Origin of the sequence: Candidatus Defluviilinea proxima, from assembly GCA_016721115.1 — a bacterium.
In the GTDB taxonomy this organism is placed as follows: domain Bacteria; phylum Chloroflexota; class Anaerolineae; order Anaerolineales; family Villigracilaceae; genus Defluviilinea; species Defluviilinea proxima.
On sequence record JADKIW010000001.1, the window covers coordinates 546,317 to 567,582 of the forward strand.

A 21,266-nucleotide genomic window follows, 5' to 3' on the forward strand; every position below is an offset into this window, starting at 1 on the left:
TCATCACCAAACGACTTGCTATAATAGAAAAATACTTTTATAGGAGTCTGCCATGCCACATCCACTTGCCGGTCAACCTGCACCACGTGAACTATTGACGAACATCCCGCGCCTTGTATCAGCGTATTACACAGAAAAACCAAACCCAGAAGAAACCGCACAGCAAGTCGCATTTGGGACTTCGGGACATCGCGGCAGTTCCACGCTCGCCAGTTTCAATGAAGATCACATCCTTGCGGTTTGCCAGGCGTTGGTGGAATACCGTCAGCAGGCAGGCATCACAGGACCGCTGTTCATCGGCAAGGATACGCATGCGTTGTCCGAACCTGCAGAAGCGACAGCCATTGAAGTGTTGGCTGCCAACGGACTTGAGATCCGCATTTCGGATGCGTTCATCCCCACGCCGCTCATCTCGCACGCCATATTGACCTATAACCGTGGCCGCACAAGCGGACTTTCCGATGGCGTGGTCATCACTCCCTCCCATAACCCTCCCGAAGATGGCGGCTTCAAATACAACCCGCCAACCGCTGGGCCTGCCGGACCAGAGATCACGAATGTTGTTCAGAAGCGTGCCAATGAGATCATGCGCGATGGCTTGAAAGCGGTGAAACGGATTCCGCTCAAGCGTGCACTTGCAGCACCAACCACGCAGAAGTATGACTACGTTACGCCCTATATCCGTGACCTGATCAACGTGATCGAGATGGACAAACTCGGCGGACTGCGCATTGGCGTGGACCCGATGGGCGGCGCGGCGGTTCACATGTGGGACATCATCGCTGATCTCTACAAACTGAACATCACGGTCGTCAATCGCGCCGTGGACCCAACCTTCTCGTTCATGACCGTTGACCACGATGGCAAGATTCGCATGGATTGTTCGTCGCCGTATGCAATGGCGGGATTGATCGGTTTGAAGGACCAGTTCGATATCGCCTTTGGCAACGACCCGGATGTGGACCGTCATGGGATCGTGACTCCTTCATCAGGTTTGATGAATCCGAATCATTTTCTAGCAGTGGCGATCGATTATTTATACAGGAGCCGCTCCGGGTGGCGTCCAGATGCGCAAGTCGGCAAGACGCTCGTTTCATCGTCGATGATCGATCGTGTCGCGAATGATCTTGGTCGCACGTTGAATGAAGTCCCCGTGGGATTCAAATATTTTGTGGATGGACTCGTGGATGGGTCGTTCGGCTTTGGCGGGGAAGAGAGCGCTGGTGCATCCTTCCTGCGTAAGGACGGCACGGTCTGGACGACCGACAAGGACGGCATCCTGCTCGATCTGCTCGCGGCAGAGATCACCGCGTTGACCGGGCGTGACCCGGGTCTGCATTACAAGGACCTGACCGCGAAATTCGGTGCACCGGTTTATCAGCGCATCGATGCCAAGGCGAACCCCGCGCAAAAGAACGTGCTGAAGAATCTCGCGCCCGAAGATGTGAAAGCGGATATGCTCGCCGGTGAGAAGATCATCGACCGCCTCACGAAGGCTCCGGGCAACGGCGCTTCGATCGGCGGATTGAAAGTAGTGACCGAGAATGGTTGGTTCGCCGCGCGCCCCTCTGGCACGGAGGATGTGTACAAGATCTACGCCGAAAGCTTTGTAGACAAGACACACCTGAACCGCATCTTTTCTGAAGCACAGGAGATCGTCAGTGACGCGTTCAAAGCGGCGGGAGTGTAGACACTACAACGATAAGGCCCCAAGAAAAGAAGATAAAAAACACCTCCTTTTATTTGGAAGGAGGTAAATCGACTCTACGCTGACGGAGCGCGAACTCGAGGTTCTGCAAGCCCTCTCGCGCGGCGAACGCAACAAAGAGATCGCATAAAACCTCGGCATCACCGAATGGACAGTCAAAGCCCACCTGCAAAGCATCTACCAAAAGTTCGGAGTCGATTCAAGAGCCGCGGCAGTCGCCATCGGCGCACAGAAGGGATTGTTAGGGGAATAAAAAAAGGCGGCTGTTACGCCGCTTTTTCATATATCACTGGGTATTATATTTTCACATGACCATTTTCAAGTTGCTTGACCACATATTCTCGAATTAGAGAATTGGTTTGAGTTTCTTTGAAGAATTTGTCATGAGTGTACAAATCCTTTCGCTTTTTTCTTTCAGTTTTTGTTACATCACCAATTAGTGAAATTGCTTTATCAACAACTTTCTTAATGGTTTTAATATCAGTTAAATCTAGTCCATGGAATTCACTGATATATCTAGCAACATTCAAAATATGGAAGGTCGCCCTTGAAACAAATGCGTCTTTCTCGCTTATCGGAAGCTTTTTGCGTTTTTTCGATTGAATTTCGGACTTCATCTGATTTACAGGAAGAAAAAGCTTGTATGGTAAAAGCATTCTTTTTGAAGAAACAACTTTATCATCAAATATTACATCATAATAATCCCCGAAGATCAACGATTTAGTATTCTTTGCTTCGGATGGCTTATCAAGATAATAAGCAAGATAAATTTGGCCAAGAAGTTCGTTGTCCAATCTAAGTTCTTTTGGCTCATATTGGTATTGGTTTTTCTTGCGTTCATAATAATAACCAAGAGACGAAAACTCTTCTTCTAACTTTCTTTGTATTTCATCGTTAGCATGTAAATCCCGTGTATTAACTGGGGTTTGGCTGTTAGTTGTCTCGCTAATTTTCTCCGAGATTTTATTGTCCCGTGTTTCGCAAATCCTTACTAGAAGTAGGACATTCTCAAGCTTTTCTTTATTTTCTTTATAAGCATCAAAAAGAGTATGGGTAGTTTGACCACCGTTAACTATTTGAAAATTTGTCAGCGTTACTCTCGGGGATCTGCTTGGAACAAAATCACATTTTTCGCATACTATTGTGATTCCATTATTCAAATACCAAAATTCGTGATTTGTCTCAGATAAGGCTGTTGCGCGAATTCTTTTATTTATTTTATTTCCAGGTTGGTAAACACGCACATTTTCATTAAACACATCATCAATAACGTTATTTTCATCGCTTGGGTCTTGAATTAATTTAACCAAATCAACTGCTGATATTGTCGCAACAACACCTTTCAATCCTGCATCGCTACGGTCAAAATACTGCTTTTCCACGAAGGTTATTTTTCCATCAACCTTGTTATATTTTCGCTCCAAAATCTTGTTGACAATATCCTCTAAATCCAGATAGTACACTTCGACAACTCGGTGCTTCTCTAAAGATCTCTCAAACCTCTTCTGAGCTGTTTCATTGAGTTTTTGCTTATTAGAACATAAATAAATTTTAAATTTTAATGGCCCCTTTCTAAAGCCATCCCAAATTTCATTTATTTTTTCCCACAAGGCATCGTTCACATCTGTCTTATTCATTTGACCAGAGAAAATACTATCAATTGTTGTAAGGATCTTAGTTAATTCTGTTTCGGGAAATCCTTTGTTAGTGTGATCAAACTCAGCTGTATATTTGTTATTAAAAATATGAACTGTGGTATCGGCAATGTGCACAGAGTCTAGTCCCCCATCCATTGCACCGTCAGTTATTGCTTCTTCTATTTCATCGGCTCCTAAGCCAAGGATTGCATCAAGAGCAAGCCAATCAAAGGCATCGCCATAATCTTCCAGTTCATATTCAGTTTTGTATTTAGTGACTTTTTCATGCAACAGACTGAACGATGCCCAATTTGACATATCTATCTCCCTGCCAGTTTTATATGGCATTAAGTTTTTTACACGGTCGTAAATATATCACTTTTATTATTTATCACCACTACACATCCATCTTTTCTTCTTCCCTCGTCACCTCACCCATTTCCCACAGAGAGAGGGGAACCATACAATTACTTATTCACCTTCCGAAACCGCTGAATACGGGTTTCGATGTCTGAAACGATCTTTTGGGCTTCTGCCATATCGTCTGTGTTCAGGTGTTTGCCTAGTTCTTTGAATAACGGCTCCATTTTCGGGTTGAAGGCATACATCAATGTGGCAAGATCGTTTTCATAAATCCCCACACGTTCAAAACTTCCCTGACGGTATAACGATGGCAATGCAAACAACTTCAACAAGATCAACCCTTCCACGCTGGCACAATGAATTGTGCGATCCATGAATTGCTCGGTCGTAGTGTAATCCGCTTCCACTTTGGCAAACAGGGGATTCTTCGTGAGCAAGATGTCAATTTGCAGTTCTCCGAATTTCCCCCGCGCAAAATACATGTCCTGACTTTCGATCTTGATCTCAGGCAACTTTGTGAGCGAAGGCAATGCCATGATAAGGTCAATATCCTGTGTGTTGCGCCCTTCCACGTAGGTGAGCAAGGCAATGCCGTTTACCAAAACAAAGTCGGTTTTTCGCAGTTCAAGCAAGTCGAAAAACTTCTCAACCTGTTCTGGCAACTCGTCCGCACCACGCATGATATCAGGCGGATTCTTAAAATCAAAAATAACCGCATTACGTAAAACACCACCAATCTGCGGAACACTGTGTATCGTCATTGCGAAAGCATCCCCTCATACACCATGAACTCCCGCAACACCTCAGGCACGATCCACGCGTATTCCTTGCGGAGGTCCGTGTTCATGCGGGAAATGGTCGTGTGCCACGAAAGTGTCTTGACGATGGATGCGACAGGGCGGGAGAGGGCGTAGGCTTTGAGCAGGTCCTCTTTGGAGGCAAATCCCTGCCATTGCTCGAGGTAGCGATGCAGAAGGGCGGTCATCTCAGGCGTAGGCGGGACGTAATCATCCAACCCAAGCGCAATCTCCATGCTCACAAAAAAAGTTCTCAGCGAAACAAAAGGATGGGTCACATCGGCATCACCCCAATCGAAGAAAGTGACGCGTCCGTTTTTGAGGAGGACGTTGCCATCGTGGAAGTCACCGTGGTTAAGCGATTCGGGAATCCCATATGCGGCGAGGTCCATGCAAATTTGCTCGAAGCGTGGCGTCAGCTTTTGGAGTTTGTCGAACTCTTCGGCGGTCAATCCTTTTTCCTGTCCGATCATCAGGCTTTCTTCCTCTCGAAGCAACTGCTGATACAGCGGAGGCAAAACCGCAAGCCGATGATCGGGAATTCCCAAGGCGAGAATTTCCTCCACGTGTTCGGCGAGTCCAATTTGAAGCTCGGCATACTTGACGATCACAGGCTCCCACGGACGGACATCCTTTGTGGGGCGAATGGACGCGCGCAGTTGTTCGCCGCCATCGCGCATCAACATCCACCCGCGGGCTGTATCCACAGCAACGAGCTCAAGCTGGCAATCAGGAAACCATCCTGCCAGTTTTTCGGTCAAAGCGATCTCGTGGAGCGTCTCTGGCGCGGTGGCTTTGAAATACAACTTCCCTGCACTGGTGGGAACATGCAACACCGTTGACCATGAGTAAGCGTGCGGCTGTTCGATCTCACCCGTCAGCTGAATGGATCGGCGTGCGGTCTCAGACCGAATCCATGCGTGGGCTTGTTCTATCCAAGTGGGGTCATGCCAGGGGAGTTGAGGGTTGTTCATTAAAGTTAAAGCTCCTGTTTCATAATTTTACATCTCGAAAACCATGTCCATTTTAAAGGATTTTTCCCGTAAATTCATTGACGCTCACAACACCTCATGTTATCCTTGCCGCAGTAGGATACCAGTAGTTTGCTTTGGAAGTACCAGGTCGGCTCGCGGTAAGTCCGTGAGCCGATTTTGTTTCACCGCCGTTGAGGCGGCTCCGATGCAACACCCAATGAGTACCCTCCAAATTTTTTTCTTGCCATAAGGAGGCAAAAATGTCGGATCGTATCAACGGTACAGTCAAGTGGTTCAACGGAACAAAGGGCTACGGCTTTCTCGAACGCGAGGGCGGCCCGGATGTCTTCGTCCATTTCTCTGCGATTCAAGGCGAAGGCTTCAAGAACCTGCAGGAAGGCCAGAAGGTCGAGTTCACTGTCGAACAAGGCCCCAAGGGTCTTCAGGCCGCTAACGTCGTCGTTATCAGCTAATTGACTGCTCTCTGACAAAAATCCCCGGAACTTTCGTTCCGGGGATTTTTTATCTCCATTGTCGGCACACAAGGCACCCTCTATAATTGCATCAATGAACCGCATCGTCAAACACGCACTCTTCCCCATTGTTTTTTATCTACTCGCCTTCAGCCTGCTCACCTATCCGCTCATCATCGATTTCTCCACACGTTTTCTTACCGATGCCGGCGACGGCCTGCAAAACGTCTGGAACATCTGGTGGATCAACACAGCCGTCGCACAACCGGGCGTCCACCCGTCCATCTGGCATACAGACATGTTGCACTGGCCCTTCGGCACCACGTTGCTCGGCCAAACTCTCAACCCTTTCAACGGTCTCGCCGCCGTGCCCCTGCTCCGCTTTCTCTCGCTGACACAAACTTTCAACACGCTCATCCTCTTTGCCTTCGTCATGGGTGGCGTAACAGCCTACTGGCTCGCATACTACATCACCCGTTCTTTTATCGGAAGTCTCACCGCAGGATTCATCTTCACCTTCTCCAGCTACCATTTCGCACATTACTACGGGCACATGCAACTCGTCTCTTTGGAATGGATCCCTCTCTTCCTCCTTTGTTGGATCTTCCTACTCGACCGCCCACACATCCTCACCGCTCTCACCTCAGCACTGACCTTATGGCTGGTCCTGCTATGCGATTACTATTACTTCTTCTACTGCATCCTCGCTGGCGGGCTGATCGCCCTGTGGCGTATGTTCACTGCAAAGGATGCCCGCCTCTTTTTGAAGAAGGAATATCTTGCATCCTTATCCGTATTCATTGGGATGTCCCTGTTTCTTGCAGGTCCCATTGTCTTCCCGTTGATGTATCTCTCACGGATTGATCCACTTTTGGGCGCCCACAAAGCAACCAACTTCTCCCTAGATCTGTTGTCACTCTTCATCCCAGGTGAAGGCTGGCGCTTCGGCCATTTGACAGAAGCCTACTGGTCCAAGCTCCCGGTGGGTCTAAGCGAAGTCAGTGTCTATCTGGGATACTCGGTCATTATTCTTCTCATTTACATCTGGCACCAACACCGCAAAGTAGAAACCACAAACCAAATTGGCTTATGGTTCATGTTGCTGGGGTTCTTCTTCCTCATGGCCTTAGGCCCCGCTCTTCAAATCAATGGGAAGATCATCTACAGCACATTGATGCCATATACACTACTTGAAAAGATACTCCCCTTCTTGAAACTGTCCGGAGTCCCGGTCCGCATGGTGGTGATGATCACATTGACCGCATCCGTGTTAAGCGCGATAGCCCTGCAAGAATTATTAGCGGGTACGCCACAAAACAAAATCATCGCCACGCTCCTATTGCTCTTGCTCGCTTTCGAATCACTACCGGCAAGACTGCCATCCACTTCAACAGAGGTTCCTGAGTATGTCTCTGCGCTGGCAAAACTTCCCAATGTTGGCGGCGTGCTCGACTTAACATCATCCACAAGATACGTACAGTTATATTATCAAACCGCACATAGAAAACCGTTGGTCTTTGGTTATGTTTCGCGCATTCCTACCAGCCTTGATGAAAAGGAAGCAGACATCAGAAAAGCGGTCAATAAAGAAGACTATGCCCACCTGTGGGACGAGTATCACATCCGCTATATCGTCACGACCAAAGCGATCGAGTACGAAAATCCGTTTGTTTCTGTTAAGTTAGTCTATCAGGACGATGATACAAATATCTACAGGCTCAGCCTAAACGGGGAATAAAAAAAGCGGACATCCTCAGGACATCCGCTTGACCACTTACCCATTCCGCATTCAACATTCCGCACTCTGCATTTGTATTACCCATGCCTCGTCATGAACTTTTCCATGCGGTGCAGGGCTTCTTCGATCTTGCTGTATTCGGTCGCATAACACATGCGTGCAAAGCCTTCGCCACCGGGACCAAACGCATTACCCGGTACGACAGCCACTTGTTCTTCACGCAACAAATTCTCAGCGAAGTCTTCGTCGCTCATGCCAGAGGCCTGGATGTTGGGGAAGGCGTAGAAAGCGCCACGCGGCTCAAAGGTCCGAAGGCCGAGGCGATTGAGGCCCGTAACGAGAAGTCTGCGGCGACGATCATATTCTTTCACCATTTCGTCCACGTAGGAATTTCCATTTTTCAAGGCTTCGAGCGCGGCATCCTGCGCAGTGGTCGGCGCAGACATGATCGTGTATTGATGGACGCGCACAAGTCCTTGAATGATATCGGAGGGACCACAAGCATAGCCGATGCGCCAGCCGGTCATCGCGTAATCTTTTGAGAAACCGCCGAGCAAAATGGTGCGTTGCTTGAGGCTTTCATCGAGCGAGGGGAAACAAACATGCTCGAAGTCATAAACGAGGCGGTCATAAATTTCATCAGACACGACTAGAAGATCATGTTCTTCTGCGATCTTTGCGATCTCGAGCATCACTTCACGGGTGGCGACGGCGCCAGTTGGGTTGGAGGGATAGCCGATGAAGATACACTTGGTACGTGGTGTGAGCACCTTGCGGATGTCGTCAGGGTCCACCATGAAATTATTTGCTTCGCGCGCCATCACTTCCACAGGCACACCGCCTGCAAGAATGACTTCAGCCTGATATGAAACGAAACATGGGGTTGGGATGATGACCTCATCACCGGGGTCGAGGATCGCAACGAACGTGAGATACAACGCTTCTGAGACACCAACCGTAGCAACGACTTCGGTCGCCGGGTCATATTTCACTTTGTAAAAACTCTGGAGATGATCGGAAATCGCCTGACGCAATTCCATCTTGCCCCAGTTCGATGTGTAATGAGTCTCACCATGTTGCAACGAGCGGATGCCCGCATCGAGGATCGGTTTTGGCGTTGTAAAGTCTGGCTCACCGATGCCCAGCGAGATGACGTCTTTCATCGTCGCGGCAATATCAAAAAACCGTCGAATACCCGATGGCTTGAGTCCCGCCACTCGTTGTGAAAGTCGATTTGTATTTGTCACTTCCTGCATTGCGCCTCCATTAGATTGGTTGTACGAACCATTCATCGGGAATTTCCCGGTATGTAATTTCAAATGCCTGTCCATTCGTGGTCTTCACACGAAACCCTTTTTCGTCAGGGCCACGCCAACGTGCAAAGATCTCAGCCACTTCATACTTGCACCCCATCCACGTAATGGAAAGCGGACGCTCCGCAAAAGTAGAATCAGAGCGACACTCAACGTTGTTCATTTATTTTGATACCACCGAACTGTTATCGCCGATGTTCAAGCACAGCGCTTCTTCCTTGTTCGGTTGCCCTTCCACATAACAGTTACTACCAATCAAAGAGTTGATCAGGGCAGTACTCTTTATCTCAGTACCTTCATCCACGATGCTTTCCTGAATAACAGACTGGCTGATCTTGCAATTGGCTCCGATGGATGCATGAGGCCCAATGACCGCATCTGTAATCTCTGCACTTGGGTCTACAAAAGATGGAGCCAGGATCTTCACACTGCCACGCGTCTCATCCTTCGTTATGTTTGCCGCGCCACGCTCTAAAAGGATCTTATTCGTTTCAAGAGTTGCATCGATCGTGCCAGTATCAAGCCAGGTATCGATCTGATGCACACGGATCTTTGTCCCACGCTCGATCATAATGGACATCGCATCGGCAAGAAAGAACTCGTTCTTGATCACAATGTCACGTTTCATCTGCTCTTCGATGGCGGCGATCAGGTCTCTGCCTTCCCTGAAATAGTAACAGCCCGCGATCACGAGGTTATTTTCCATCGTTTGCGGTTTTTCGATGAAACGCTTTACATACCCATCCCCGTTGAGTTCGGCCACACCAAAGCGACGCGGGTCCTCGACAGGCATCACCCAGGCGACAGAATCAGCTGTCTCTGTGGCAAGAAACGAGAAGTCAGTTTCGATCAGGGTGTCTGAAAAGACCATTTGCATTGGCCCACGCAAATACTCACGGGCCAACCACATCGCATGAGATTGTCCCCTCATCTCACGCTGGATGACAAAATGCGCTTTGATGTTCGGATATTTCTCTTCAATGAAAGCGGGGATCTGTAGTTCGCCGAGAAATGGGCTAACAATAAAAACATATTCCAGATTTTCGGGGTTTGGCATGGTCTTGAACATATCAAGCAGATGTTCAAGCGTTGTTTTACCCGCCACACTAACGAGCGGCTTGGGCTTGCTATACGTGTGAGGTCTCATACGAGTCCCCCAGCCTGCCATAGGAATCACGATTTTGAATGTTTCAGCCAAGTTAAAACTCCATACTGCCAAATTTGCCCTGCTATTTTACCAATGAAAAGACGGTAAACAGGTATTATGGTTACCTATTCACCGTCTTTGGTCAGTGGAGTATTTAGGAATGCCCAAGGATCGGATGAGGTCTGTAAGGCTCTTCCAATTGCTTGATATCCTCGTCTGAAAGCTTGATATCGAGCGCGGCGATGGCCTGTTCAAGGTGGTCCATTTTTGTCGCGCCAATGATCGGGGCCGTAATATGAGGCTTGTTCAGCATCCATGCCAACGCGATCTGTGAGGCGGTCAGGCCGCGCACCTTTGCGATCTCCCATGCACGGTCTGCCACTGTGAAATCCTCCTCGCGGAAATACAATCCGTTGGCAAACGGATCACTCTGTGCGCGTGACGTTTCTCCGCCACCTCCGCGTTTGCGATCACCGGCAAAAAATCCGCGTGCCATGGGGCTCCAAGGGATCAGCCCAACGCCCTGATCGATACACAACGGGATCATCTCCCGCTCTTCTTCGCGATAGGCGAGGTTATAGTGATTTTGCATGGAGACGAAACGGCTCCAACCGTGACTTTGAGCTGTGTACTGCGCCTTTAAGAATTGCCACGCGAACATGGATGAGGCTCCGATATAACGTGCTTTGCCCGCACGCACCACATCGTTCAGCGCTTCCATCGTCTCTTCGATGGGAGTGTTGTAGTCCCAGCGGTGGATCTGGTACAAGTCCACGTAATCCATCTGCAAACGCTTAAGTGACTTATCGATCGAATCCATGATGTGCTTGCGAGAGAGGCCGCGGTCATTGATCTCATCACTCATCGGGCTATTGACCTTGGTTGCGACCACAACGGTTTCGCGCTTGACGCCGAAATGTCTGAGAAGATTCCCAGTCACCTTTTCGCTTTCGCCGAGGGAATATACATCCGCTGTATCGAAGAAGTTAATGCCCGCATCGAGCGCACGTTTGATAAAGGGTTTTGCATCTTCTTCTACCAAAATCCAATCACGCCATTGCTTGGACCCGTAGCTCATCATGCCCAAACACAAACGCGAGACCATTATTCCTGTTTTGCCGAGATTGACATATTGCATGAAGACTCTCCTTGTAAAAGTAGTAACGACTCTGCGAGGCATCCTTGTGGGACAGTCGTTTTGCCAAAAAGCGACATAAGCCGCCACTACAAAAAAATCCGCTCATAACGGCGGTTGAATAAGCGCCAGAAGCAAGTGTCGCCACAGCGTCACAGCGATGCTTCTGGATTCCAAAACGAATTGTACTACCGTGATCTACTAGGGAGTGGAATCTTGCAAGGCGAACAGGATCTCTTCGCGGGTGTTCGAGAAGAATCCAAGTGGAAGCTTGAACGGGGTCACTGGTCCAGTTCCATCCACAGGCATGTAATATAGGAATGTTTCGCTCTCAGCACCTTGGTTCTTATCCTGAAAGAGGAACAACATATATGTACCATCAGGGCTTAGAGTGGCGTTGCGATAACAACAGTCACCCACTGGATTGAGATGGGTGGATTCACCTTTGGACATATCATACAGGTACAGTTCGCCATATCCGCTGTTGCGGATGAAGGTGTTCAACAGGAAACGTTGACCGCCATCCCAATGGAAGTAAGGCAAGGCGGGTGTTTTTTGATAGCCTTCGGGAGAGAAATGTTTGCCGGGGAATTCATCGATCACAAGCGGGTCAACCGACTTGCAACGGACGAGGTCCACATCCATGATACGGACGGTATCCCCGACTCGTTGATTGACAATGCTTTGATACTTGACCGCCAAACTTTTACCATCCGCTGACCATTGTGCACCTTTCACAGCGACATCGGCATAGTTAACGCAGGTCTTGTCCCAATTTTGCAGTTCAAAAGCTGTCTTAGCCGTGGATAGAAATTCTTCATCAAATGGCAGGATGATAAGTCTGCGTTCGATGCTGATGGCAACATGACTCCCATCGGGTGAAACACGGAAGCCTTCAAAGTATTCGCCGCTGAAACAACCGACTTTTTTAGGGACAGGCTGGGCTTCTTCGACATTCACTGTGTACACACACTTCCCTTCAACATACAGAAGTTCTTTACCACCGGGCAGCCATTGCAGATCCAGTTTGGGGATGTTGGTGTTGGTCAGTTGCGTGATGTTTTTGCCATCTATGTCCATCAAGTACACTTCGCGATTCGTAGTGAGTGCAATACGAAGTGCACCGCCAACACCGGAGACAACTGGGATGGCAGTTGGCTCAACTGTAGCTTCTATCGTGGGCATGACTGTCGCAGCTTCGGTAGCAGGGGAAGTTGTCGGGGAGGGAAGGTTAGTTGAGGCTGTGGCAGTTGTCAGTGTAGGGGTTGAGGCGTCTGTCTTATTGAGGCCGAAATATCCCCAGAGGGAAAGCCCAATGAGGGCCAGTGCAATGAATCCAGCGATCATCCAATTGCGTGTTTTGGGATGTGGTGTAGGAGCTGGAGAATGTTCGGTAGGCAACTCGTTCTTTATAGGAACGCGAGGAGGAAGTGGCGTGATAAATTTTGCATTCATCACGGTGTCGGCGGGAAGGGCTTCAAGGAAAGCATTCGCAAATTCGGCGGTGGTGGCGTAACGATCGCGTGGATCTTTCTCGAGGGTTTTCTTGAAGATATCGCCAACCCCGGACGGGAGGGTTGGGTTGACATCGAGAATGTTTGGCGCAGGTTCGGTGGCATGCTTGAATGCCATCGCAAGAGGCGTGGTGGCTTCAAAGGGCGCATGTCCGCTCAACATTTCGAACAGGATGACGCCGAGTGAATACTGGTCACTGCCTCCATCCACTTCATCACCACGGGCTTGTTCGGGACTCATGTAGCGGGGAGTGCCAATGATGCCAGAGTGTGTGATACGTGTGGCGGCTTGTGCGAATTTGGCAATGCCGAAATCAGAAATATAGGCGTTATCGTTTTCGTCGAAGAGGATGTTGCCAGGTTTGAGATCACGGTGAACGATGCCTTTACGATGGGCATAATCGAGCGCGTCGGCAAGACGCAGAAGGATATACGCGATCTGTTCAACTGTGAGTTTCCGCTTTGGATGCGCTCGGTGAGCGAGCCGCCCGGCATATAGCGCATAACGTAGAACAACTGGTTGTTGTCAAACCCCACATCATACACAGGGACAATGGCCGCGTGCTCAAGCTTCGCAACGATCTTGGTTTCACGTTCAAAACGTTCGCGCAACATGGGGTCTTCAAGCAATTCGCGTTTAAGGATCTTGAGCGCCACATCCCTTTCAAAGGATGGGTCATAGGCACGGTACACCGTGGCCATCCCCCCGACGCCCAATTCTTCCTTGATCTCGTAACGCTTAAAGGTTTGTGTCAGCATGTCAACTCGTTATGTAGATGCCAAGTATCAGTATAACGAGCGATACGGGGTGTAACCGATACATTTGGATTACAGAAATAGAGGCAAATCCTTTCTTTTTTAATTCAACCCTATGTGAAATACTGTACAATGGGATTGGAAAGGAGTTCCAATGAATATTTCAACTAACACGGATGGGAAAACCTCGTGGAAAAAGATCATCGCCTCTTATTCGACCCCTGACCTGCCTCGCAGTATCTGGCAGTTGGTCAATACGCTGATCCCTTTTTTCGCGCTGTTCTACCTCTCAATACGAAGCGTGGATATATCACTCTGGCTGACGCTTCCTCTCACTCTGCTCACGGCGGGATTCATGGTACGGGCATTCATTATCTTCCACGATTGTGGACACGGTTCATTCTTCAAGTCACAGCGCGCCAATGATCTTGTAGGGATCATTACTGGCATCCTGGCGTTCACTCCCTATTACCGCTGGAAACATGAGCACGCCATCCACCATGCCACAAGCGGTGACCTCGATCGGCGCGGCGTGGGTGATGTGTACACAATGACCGTAGAGGAATATCTCGCCTCCCCCTGGTGGAAGAAGCTCGGATATCGCGTAATGCGCAACCCGATCATCTTGTTATTGATCGGGCCAACCTTTGTATTCGTTGTCGGCGAAAGGATTCCACCCGCTACAGGCAAACGTGAGATCGCCAGCGTCTGGTGGACAAATCTCGCTCTGGCTGTGATCGTCACAGTGATGGGGCTGACCTTCGGCTGGAAGAACTATCTGATCACACAGTTGCTCGTCCTCTTCTTTGGGACAAGCGCAGGCGTATGGCTGTTCTACGTTCAGCACAATTATGAAGGCGTATACTGGGAGCGCCATTCTGAATGGGATTACTTTACTGCCAGCATAAAAGGAAGTTCATTCTATAAATTACCTGTCCTATTGCAATGGTTCACAGGCAACATTGGTTTCCATCATATCCATCACCTTGGCTCAAAGATCCCCAACTACAAACTGCCTAAAGCCTATAACGAAAACCCGATCTTCCACGTAGAACCGTTGACCATCCTCTCCAGCTTGAAATGCCTGAAATGGCGCGTTTACGACGAGGCCAATCGCAGGCTGGCAGGCTGGGAAGCCCTGAAACAGTACCGGCAAAAATCCATGACATCATGAACTCAAGAGCGACCTACAACAGGTCGCTCTTTTATTATTGCTTACATGGGGTTCAAGAGAAAAGAACTCTGATTTCTCCCAAAAACTTTAAATCAACTCGCGGCCACTGTACTGGTCATACTTAAGTACCGCAACAATATAAATTTGCAAAAATGCAAAGCAATTGCAAAAGCATTGCTTCTCAAAATAACATCCGGTCGGTACTATATGAACAGAAGGTTTCCATACTATTATTTTTTTTCAGGAGAATTCAATATGCAAAAAGCACTCAATCAATTCATGCTTTTGTTGGTGATCGTTGCTGTGGTGGCCACCAGCGCCATCCGTACGACAACGGTCTATGCCGACGATGGAAGCACAGACCCCGTAAGCGAAAGCACGCCCACCGACGGAGAACAACCCGTCGCGCCTACGGAAGAGCAATCGCCCGTTGCTACAGACCCCGTCACGGTGCCCGAGATCCTTGAACAACTACCGGAAGACACAGAACTGGTGGTCGTCAATGAAGAAGGCGACGTTGAGCCTCTGGCAACAGAAGCCGCCGCCGAGATCATCGCCACTGCCGACCCGATGTGGTGCCCGGAAGGAGCAACACCCGGAGATGCTAGCTGTACCAGCAGTTACAGCGACTTCGCATCGCTCATCGCCGCGCTCACTGCCGATGCGGCATCCGCCACTCCTGTTTATACCGGCAACGGTGTGATCTGGGTCGAGGATACCTACAATGGCAACGATGATTCGCAGATCATCCTCGATGGCGCAGTACTCACCAACCTCAACAATCACAACCTGACCGTTCAGGGCGGTTGGAGCGGAGGCAATAACACCACGGTCACCGGCACATCCCTCGCCGATGTCTCCATGGTCTTTGTAAATTGGACCGGCAACATCACCATCAATGACTTTGACATCACCGCAGGTGACGATGCAGGCTTTGGCCTGTCCATTCAAAACACTGGGACCGTTACGTTAGACAACGTTTCAGTGAACGGCACTACCGCAAACACCTATGGATTTGGTGACGGCGCTGTGATAGATAGCACCGGTAACGTGGACATCACCAACAGTGAATTCGATAACAACGCAGGCAACGGCCTTACAGTCGCTTCAGGCGGGACCATTGATCTGGATACTGTTTCAGCAAGCTCTAACACGCTGACAGGTGCTTTCCTCGATAGTTGCGGTTATGGCGATGTCACAGCCGGTTTGTGTGCAGGTGCTGGGGCTGTTACCGTCAACTCAGGCGCAAGCATCTTCAATAGCAATGGCTTCAATGGTCTCGTCATTGACGCAGGTGGCGGCATTGACGTTGCAAATATTCAAGCAAACACCAATGGCCTGAATGGAGCCGTGCTAACCAGCGCAGACGAAGACGGTACCGGCAATGTGACCGTTGACCAAAGCGAATTCAATGGCAAGTTCAATGGCACAGGTTTGGATATCCTCACAGACGGAACCATCACCCTGACAAACGTTGACGCCTTCTCCAATAACACTGGGGCTATTCTCGATACAACGTACGATTTTGGCGCGATCAACGTCAGCGATAGCAACTTCGGCACAGACGCCACCACCGGCAACGACTGGACTGGCTTACATGCTGAATCAAGCGACACGATCACACTTCTCAATGTAGTTTCCTCGTACAACGGATCTAATGGCGCCTACCTTGAAGTAGAAGGCGATATTACGATAACCAATAGCTCCTTCGACTCAAATGTCAATTCTAATTTCCCCGAAGATCCCGGGCTTTATGCCAACAGCAATGGTGGCGACATCACATTAACGGATGTCAATGCTGATAACAACATGTATGGTGCAGGTGCTGTGTTGAGCACCGGCGGCAATGGCGCGATCACTGTCACGGGCGGCCACTTCAACGGCAATGGAAGTTTCGGCGTCCTGGCTCAAAACGAGGATGGTGATATTACGCTCAACAATGTCACCGCATCTCTCAACAAGATCAAAGGCGCGTACTTAAATTCCTACGGACTTGGCAATATCTTTGTCAACAACAGTGTCTTCGTTGAGAATGGTTCCTTCGGCATCTACGCTGGCACATTTGAAGGTAACATCAACCTTGACCAAGTCACCGTCACCGGCAATGATGTGACCGGTATCGGCGCGGCTCTGATCACAGAGACCGGCAACATCTTCGTCAGCGACAGCACTTTCAACCTCAACACTGCGGTTGGTTTGTGGGTCGCCACAGGCGGACAGGTTGACCTCGTCAACGTAACCGCTGACGGCAATGGTGTTGAAGTGTATAGCACATCCACTGTTGAATCCATGTGTTTGGGAGATGAAGTTGTCAATATCGTCGTCAATGTAGATGGCGGCGTATTTACCAACAATGGCGAATACGGTCTGATGGTCAAGCCCGGACCGCTGGGCACACTGACCTTTGTCACTCCATCTACTTTCAGCGGAAACACCCTGGGCGATTACCTGCTCGACATCAGTGACCCTGAATCGAAAGATTGCACCCCGGTAGAAGAACCACCCACTGAGACGAAGGAACCGCTCGTTGTGGAAGTCCCCTCCAATGGCGGGACCCCTGTTGAACAGGATTGTGAACTGTACTCCGGCACGATCTTGAAACTGCCGAATGGCACATGGATGAAGGTTGGTTGTCCGTATGAAGGCTTTAGCCTGATCGAAGATCTGTCAGAGGCGGAACTGCCCGGGCAACTGGGAGCAGGCACGAACTTCGCAGGAGGCGTTACTGTCAGCTTGTTGGATGGTGAAGGCAACGTCATCCTGAATGAAGACGGAACGGTTACCATCAACTTCCTGATCCCCGAAGATTCACGAGGCCGAGGATATTCCATCCTGTTCTGGGACCCGACCTTGAATGACGGTGTTGGCGGCTGGGTGACATTGCCACTCTTTGAAGAGGGCACCAGCTTCATGCTCAACCCGGATAACCCTGAAGATACCCGCACGATCATCTCTGGCGTGAAACAGGTTGGGAACGTTGTAACGGTCACGGTTAATTTCTCTGGCGCGTTCATTCTCGTTGAACGATAAAACGAAACGATAAGATAAAAATCCCCACGGCTATACGTCGTGGGGATTTTTTGTATTAATCATATGAATGCAAATTTTCAATAAAAAACGCAAAAACAAAACATGATTAAAAATTACTCATGGAAGAGTTGTGCAATCGTTTGTGTGACGTAGGGGATGCGTCCAGCAGTCTGCGGAGGCACATGATACAGTTGACTTTGTAAGGTGATTTCTCTTCTCCTCCTTGGAAAATGAAAGAGCCGGTCTGGAGGCCCGGCTCTTTCATTTTAAAGTGGCATTGATTATTTTTATCACTGTGAACCGCGCATCCTCATGCCTTGCATTCTTGAACCATGTTACAATGACGTCAATTAGAAGTCATACAACGTCAAATAGACGTCAGGAGAAATTTTATGATCGAAGTGCTTCTAGGTTCCAAAAATGCGGAAAGGGTCTTGTTATACATCTTTACTCGTGATGAAGGTTACGCGCGAGAGATTGCCAGCTTTTATGGCACGGACTTAAAGCCCATCCAAATGCAATTGGACAAGTTCGAAAAAGGCGGCATCCTCGTCAGCCGTTCTATCGGGCGGACACGCCCGTATGAATTCAATCCGCGTTACCCGTTCTTGAATGAGTTGAAAGCATTACTTGAAAAAGCGCTCTCGTTCTACCCTGCTAAGGAGCAGGAAGAGCTTCAAATGAATCGACGCCGTCCACGGGCGAAGGGGAAGACGCTATGAAAAAGATCAAGATTTATTTGAAATAAATTCTTTGATCTTCCTCACCACCACGGACAAATTCTTCAAGACCTTATCTCTCCCAAAGCGGACAGTGCCTTCTTCCACTTGGACTTATCACATTCCCAAACACCGCCCTGACGTAAACGTCTGGGCTACACCTACAAAGCCCGCTCAAGCGGACTGGGAAAAGCCCATCGCCGAGTCTCCACCAAATCCGACGATTCAACTGTTCAATTCGCATCCCAAATTTTCCTTGTCGTATTTGGGGGAGATGTCCAACGGACAGAGGGGGTCAAAACAAACCCCTCTCCCGTCTCCCCCAAGGGGGAGAAGCCCAGACTTCCTCGAACAAAATTATCCTTGGAAGACCGCCATAACCATCAATCGACCAGCCCCCTTCCCATTTGGGAAGGGCGGGGGGATAGGTCACTCGACACGCCGATCAATCACCACCTTCTGGGTGAGGTCCGTTCTCGTCCGCGGATCCGTGACACGAAGCGGTCCGTTGACCAACTCTTCCCTCCCCCGTTTGGATTCTAAAATTAAACAGCTTCTTCAAATGCAACTGTCTCTAGCGCCGCATCGAATATTTTCAACCAATCATTTTCATCAATCACAAGTAACGAATAGCCTAACTTGTTTAGCAGCATCTGAATTGAATCAACAACTTCTTTCCTAACAGCATTAGGAATAGATATTCCTATAACATCAAAATCGGCATCACCTTTGAAAACCTGATAGGCAGAATAGAAAGCCTGCGTATATAAAGATTTTATTGGATAAACGCTCTTTCCTAATCCTTTGGGACGTGATGTTGTTCGACTCTTTAAATGAATGCCTAAGCTAATTGCTGTGCCATCAAGCGAATCCTCATACTTAATATCTGCAATCTCATAACCATGATGAATGCCATCGAATTTTTCTTCGATCGGTAATCCAAAGATTCTTGGCAGACAGATCTCTTTCCTTTTGCGAATCTGCTTTTCAGTAATCATAGTGGCTTTACAATCCTCACAACCTTGAATAGTTGGGGGAGAATCATTACGGTAACATTTTTCCTTGGTTACACCTAACAACCCTAGATATTTTTGATAAGTTCTCCTGCTAGAATACTTGGCTTTTTCTTGCCATAGACCTAGTTGATCTAATCTAATCAGTCCAGGCAGTTCCTTTTTAGGAGATTTTTTCTCGAAGAGCTTTAGAACTAATCCGTTAACAACAAACACTCCACGCCAACTAAATTCATCAAGATTTTGACTTACAAAATCTTCGATTGACTGCAACAGATGATACCCAGGGTAAATTTGAACATGGTTTTCTAATTCAGCAAGTTCTACTTCAGTTCCACATTCGCAAATCAATGGTTCCTCGAACGAAACTTCACGCTTACATCTAGGACAAGCAACACTAAGAACATCATCATCAAATTTCACACTATATGGAAGAAGACAATCTGGACATCTACCTAAACCGCCGCCACAATTCGGACATTCAAATTGAAAAGATACTTGCAAATCAAGCTTTGATTGAAATTCAATCAACTCATGGATAAAATCTAAATCAATTACTGCCTCATTCCGATGTCGATGTGAGTTTAGGATTTCACCTAGGAGTTTTTGGAATAATTCTCTGGCTTTACCATTAAGAGTTTTATCACCCACTATTACATCCACATTTGAGAAATAAGATAGATAACTCAAATAGTTATTTTCAAACTCTGCTGATAGCTCTTCATTCGTTTTACTAATAATGTCTTTGCCTGCTGCTACAAGTAGAGACTTGCTGTAATGCCATGGCGTCCAAATTCTTGCGTATCGTCTTGAAATCCCAAAGCTAGCAAAAAGCTCGCCGTTATCGTTTCGGAAAAATCCAGCAGTTTGCTCCCTATCGGGATCACCTTCAAGCTCTTGATATAAATCAGACTGATCAACATTTCTTGCATATACCGTTACGGTCGGAATATCCAACGGTAGACCAGAAAAAGTTGCACTGCTGGTCTCGCTTTTTTCAATCAGGCGAGTGAATATATCGGCAGTCATATTAGGCACAGCTAGACGAAGTGAAAGCTTTTCCCGAAAATATTTTAGGATTGCTTGTAGGGCAGCCAAATCTGAGCAACATACTATTCCGTGAGAGTACCCATCCAACAACCAAACAAAAGCGTGTTCAAGAGAGTATGTTTGTTCAAATTCTGCATAGCGTTCCGATTCTGGTGGATCCCCAATTTGATATTCAAGCTTACGTTCGTATGCAAAAGGCACTTCCAATAATCCCCAATCGCCAATAATATTCCCATCATCTTCCAAATACACTGCTCGAATCTTTGAGTTAACAAAGATAGCATTTTCTCTTTCTTTTTTAGCTAGTTTTGAAACAATATCTTCGAGTTCATCTGTATATTTTCGTGGAGGCAATTTGACAAGGAAAAACGTTCTCGGCATATTTTTTGGAAATCGTTCTACAAGGTCTTTGAATAAAGCGGACCCCCTAGTAGATGATTTTAAAAACTCCTCTAACGAGTCTTTTCTCATATCCGAAAGACGTTCAACTACACTTGTTGTCGGCAACAAATGAAAGCCAGAGCGTATTCTAGCCTCAGAAAAAGTATCAAGGATTGCTTTTACGAGACGTTTTTTAGGAATTCCAGACGCCATTTTCTACTCCTCTGATAGTACTCTCGAGTACGCCAATCAACTGGTGTTGCAATTTTACCCCCAGACAATAACACTTTATAGCTGTGCATCTGAAAATGCGCTCCTAGTTTATTCGCCCATTATTTCTCTTT

The 21,266-nt window shown here is 48.1% G+C and carries 16 protein-coding genes and 1 pseudogene; 7 read left to right on the forward strand and 10 right to left on the reverse strand.

What is annotated here, in order from left to right; all coding sequences use genetic code 11:
• Window positions 1–52 precede the first annotated feature (52 nt).
• Window positions 53–1,690 (forward strand): alpha-D-glucose phosphate-specific phosphoglucomutase, encoded by a 1,638-nt coding sequence (locus IPP66_02600; GenBank protein ID MBK9924158.1) that lies wholly within the window; start codon window positions 53–55, stop codon window positions 1,688–1,690.
• A gap of 67 nt (window positions 1,691–1,757) precedes the next feature.
• Window positions 1,758–1,961 (forward strand): annotated as a pseudogene (locus IPP66_02605) (response regulator transcription factor).
• A gap of 43 nt (window positions 1,962–2,004) precedes the next feature.
• On the opposite strand, the gene IPP66_02610 reads toward IPP66_02605, so the two are convergent.
• The 3 genes from IPP66_02610 to IPP66_02620 form a co-directional block, all read right to left on the reverse strand.
• Window positions 2,005–3,663 (reverse strand): AIPR family protein, encoded by a 1,659-nt coding sequence (locus IPP66_02610; protein MBK9924159.1) that lies wholly within the window; start codon window positions 3,661–3,663, stop codon window positions 2,005–2,007.
• A gap of 149 nt (window positions 3,664–3,812) precedes the next feature.
• On the reverse strand, window positions 3,813–4,469 hold the full coding sequence (locus tag IPP66_02615) for a hypothetical protein (GenBank protein MBK9924160.1): 657 nt from the start codon (window positions 4,467–4,469) through the stop codon (window positions 3,813–3,815).
• A complete protein-coding gene (locus IPP66_02620) occupies window positions 4,466–5,479 on the reverse strand; it encodes an aminoglycoside phosphotransferase family protein (protein MBK9924161.1) in 1,014 nt (337 codons plus the stop codon). Before IPP66_02620 ends, IPP66_02615 begins: the two co-directional genes overlap by 4 nt.
• 260 nt (window positions 5,480–5,739) lie before the next feature.
• Here IPP66_02620 and IPP66_02625 point away from each other — a divergent pair, with 260 nt between their 5' ends.
• Both IPP66_02625 and IPP66_02630 read left to right on the forward strand, forming a co-directional pair.
• Window positions 5,740–5,952: a cold-shock protein gene (locus IPP66_02625; protein MBK9924162.1), complete on the forward strand. Its 213-nt coding sequence runs from the start codon at window positions 5,740–5,742 to the stop codon at window positions 5,950–5,952.
• A gap of 94 nt (window positions 5,953–6,046) precedes the next feature.
• On the forward strand, window positions 6,047–7,690 hold the full coding sequence (locus IPP66_02630; protein ID MBK9924163.1) for a hypothetical protein: 1,644 nt from the start codon (window positions 6,047–6,049) through the stop codon (window positions 7,688–7,690).
• A gap of 77 nt (window positions 7,691–7,767) precedes the next feature.
• On the opposite strand, the gene IPP66_02635 is transcribed toward IPP66_02630, so the two are convergent.
• The 6 genes from IPP66_02635 to IPP66_02660 form a co-directional block, all read right to left on the reverse strand.
• The gene (locus tag IPP66_02635) at window positions 7,768–8,946 is read right to left on the reverse strand and encodes an aminotransferase class I/II-fold pyridoxal phosphate-dependent enzyme (protein MBK9924164.1); all 1,179 of its coding nucleotides are present in this window, start codon (window positions 8,944–8,946) and stop codon (window positions 7,768–7,770) included.
• Window positions 8,947–8,956: 10 nt separating this feature from the next.
• On the reverse strand, window positions 8,957–9,166 hold the full coding sequence (locus IPP66_02640) for a hypothetical protein (protein ID MBK9924165.1): 210 nt from the start codon (window positions 9,164–9,166) through the stop codon (window positions 8,957–8,959).
• Window positions 9,167–10,201, reverse strand: a complete 1,035-nt coding sequence (locus tag IPP66_02645; protein MBK9924166.1) for a nucleotidyltransferase — start codon at window positions 10,199–10,201, stop codon at window positions 9,167–9,169.
• A 103-nt stretch (window positions 10,202–10,304) separates the two neighbouring features.
• Window positions 10,305–11,288: an aldo/keto reductase gene (locus tag IPP66_02650; protein ID MBK9924167.1), complete on the reverse strand. Its 984-nt coding sequence runs from the start codon at window positions 11,286–11,288 to the stop codon at window positions 10,305–10,307.
• Window positions 11,289–11,486: 198 nt separating this feature from the next.
• The gene (locus IPP66_02655) at window positions 11,487–13,040 is read right to left on the reverse strand and encodes a hypothetical protein (protein MBK9924168.1); all 1,554 of its coding nucleotides are present in this window, start codon (window positions 13,038–13,040) and stop codon (window positions 11,487–11,489) included.
• Window positions 13,037–13,558 (reverse strand): protein kinase, encoded by a 522-nt coding sequence (locus IPP66_02660; protein ID MBK9924169.1) that lies wholly within the window; start codon window positions 13,556–13,558, stop codon window positions 13,037–13,039. The genes IPP66_02655 and IPP66_02660 overlap by 4 nt, the downstream gene beginning before the upstream one ends.
• A 151-nt stretch (window positions 13,559–13,709) precedes the next feature.
• On the opposite strand from IPP66_02660, the gene IPP66_02665 reads away from it, so the two are divergent.
• From IPP66_02665 to IPP66_02675, 3 genes are all read left to right on the forward strand, one after another.
• The gene (locus tag IPP66_02665; GenBank protein MBK9924170.1) at window positions 13,710–14,729 is read left to right on the forward strand and encodes a fatty acid desaturase; all 1,020 of its coding nucleotides are present in this window, start codon (window positions 13,710–13,712) and stop codon (window positions 14,727–14,729) included.
• A gap of 255 nt (window positions 14,730–14,984) precedes the next feature.
• Window positions 14,985–17,759: a hypothetical protein gene (locus tag IPP66_02670; protein ID MBK9924171.1), complete on the forward strand. Its 2,775-nt coding sequence runs from the start codon at window positions 14,985–14,987 to the stop codon at window positions 17,757–17,759.
• Window positions 17,760–18,151: 392 nt separating this feature from the next.
• Window positions 18,152–18,481: a winged helix-turn-helix transcriptional regulator gene (locus tag IPP66_02675; GenBank protein MBK9924172.1), complete on the forward strand. Its 330-nt coding sequence runs from the start codon at window positions 18,152–18,154 to the stop codon at window positions 18,479–18,481.
• A gap of 542 nt (window positions 18,482–19,023) precedes the next feature.
• Here IPP66_02675 and IPP66_02680 read toward each other — a convergent pair.
• The gene (locus IPP66_02680) at window positions 19,024–21,135 is read right to left on the reverse strand and encodes a hypothetical protein (GenBank protein ID MBK9924173.1); all 2,112 of its coding nucleotides are present in this window, start codon (window positions 21,133–21,135) and stop codon (window positions 19,024–19,026) included.
• Window positions 21,136–21,266: the final 131 nt, after the last annotated feature.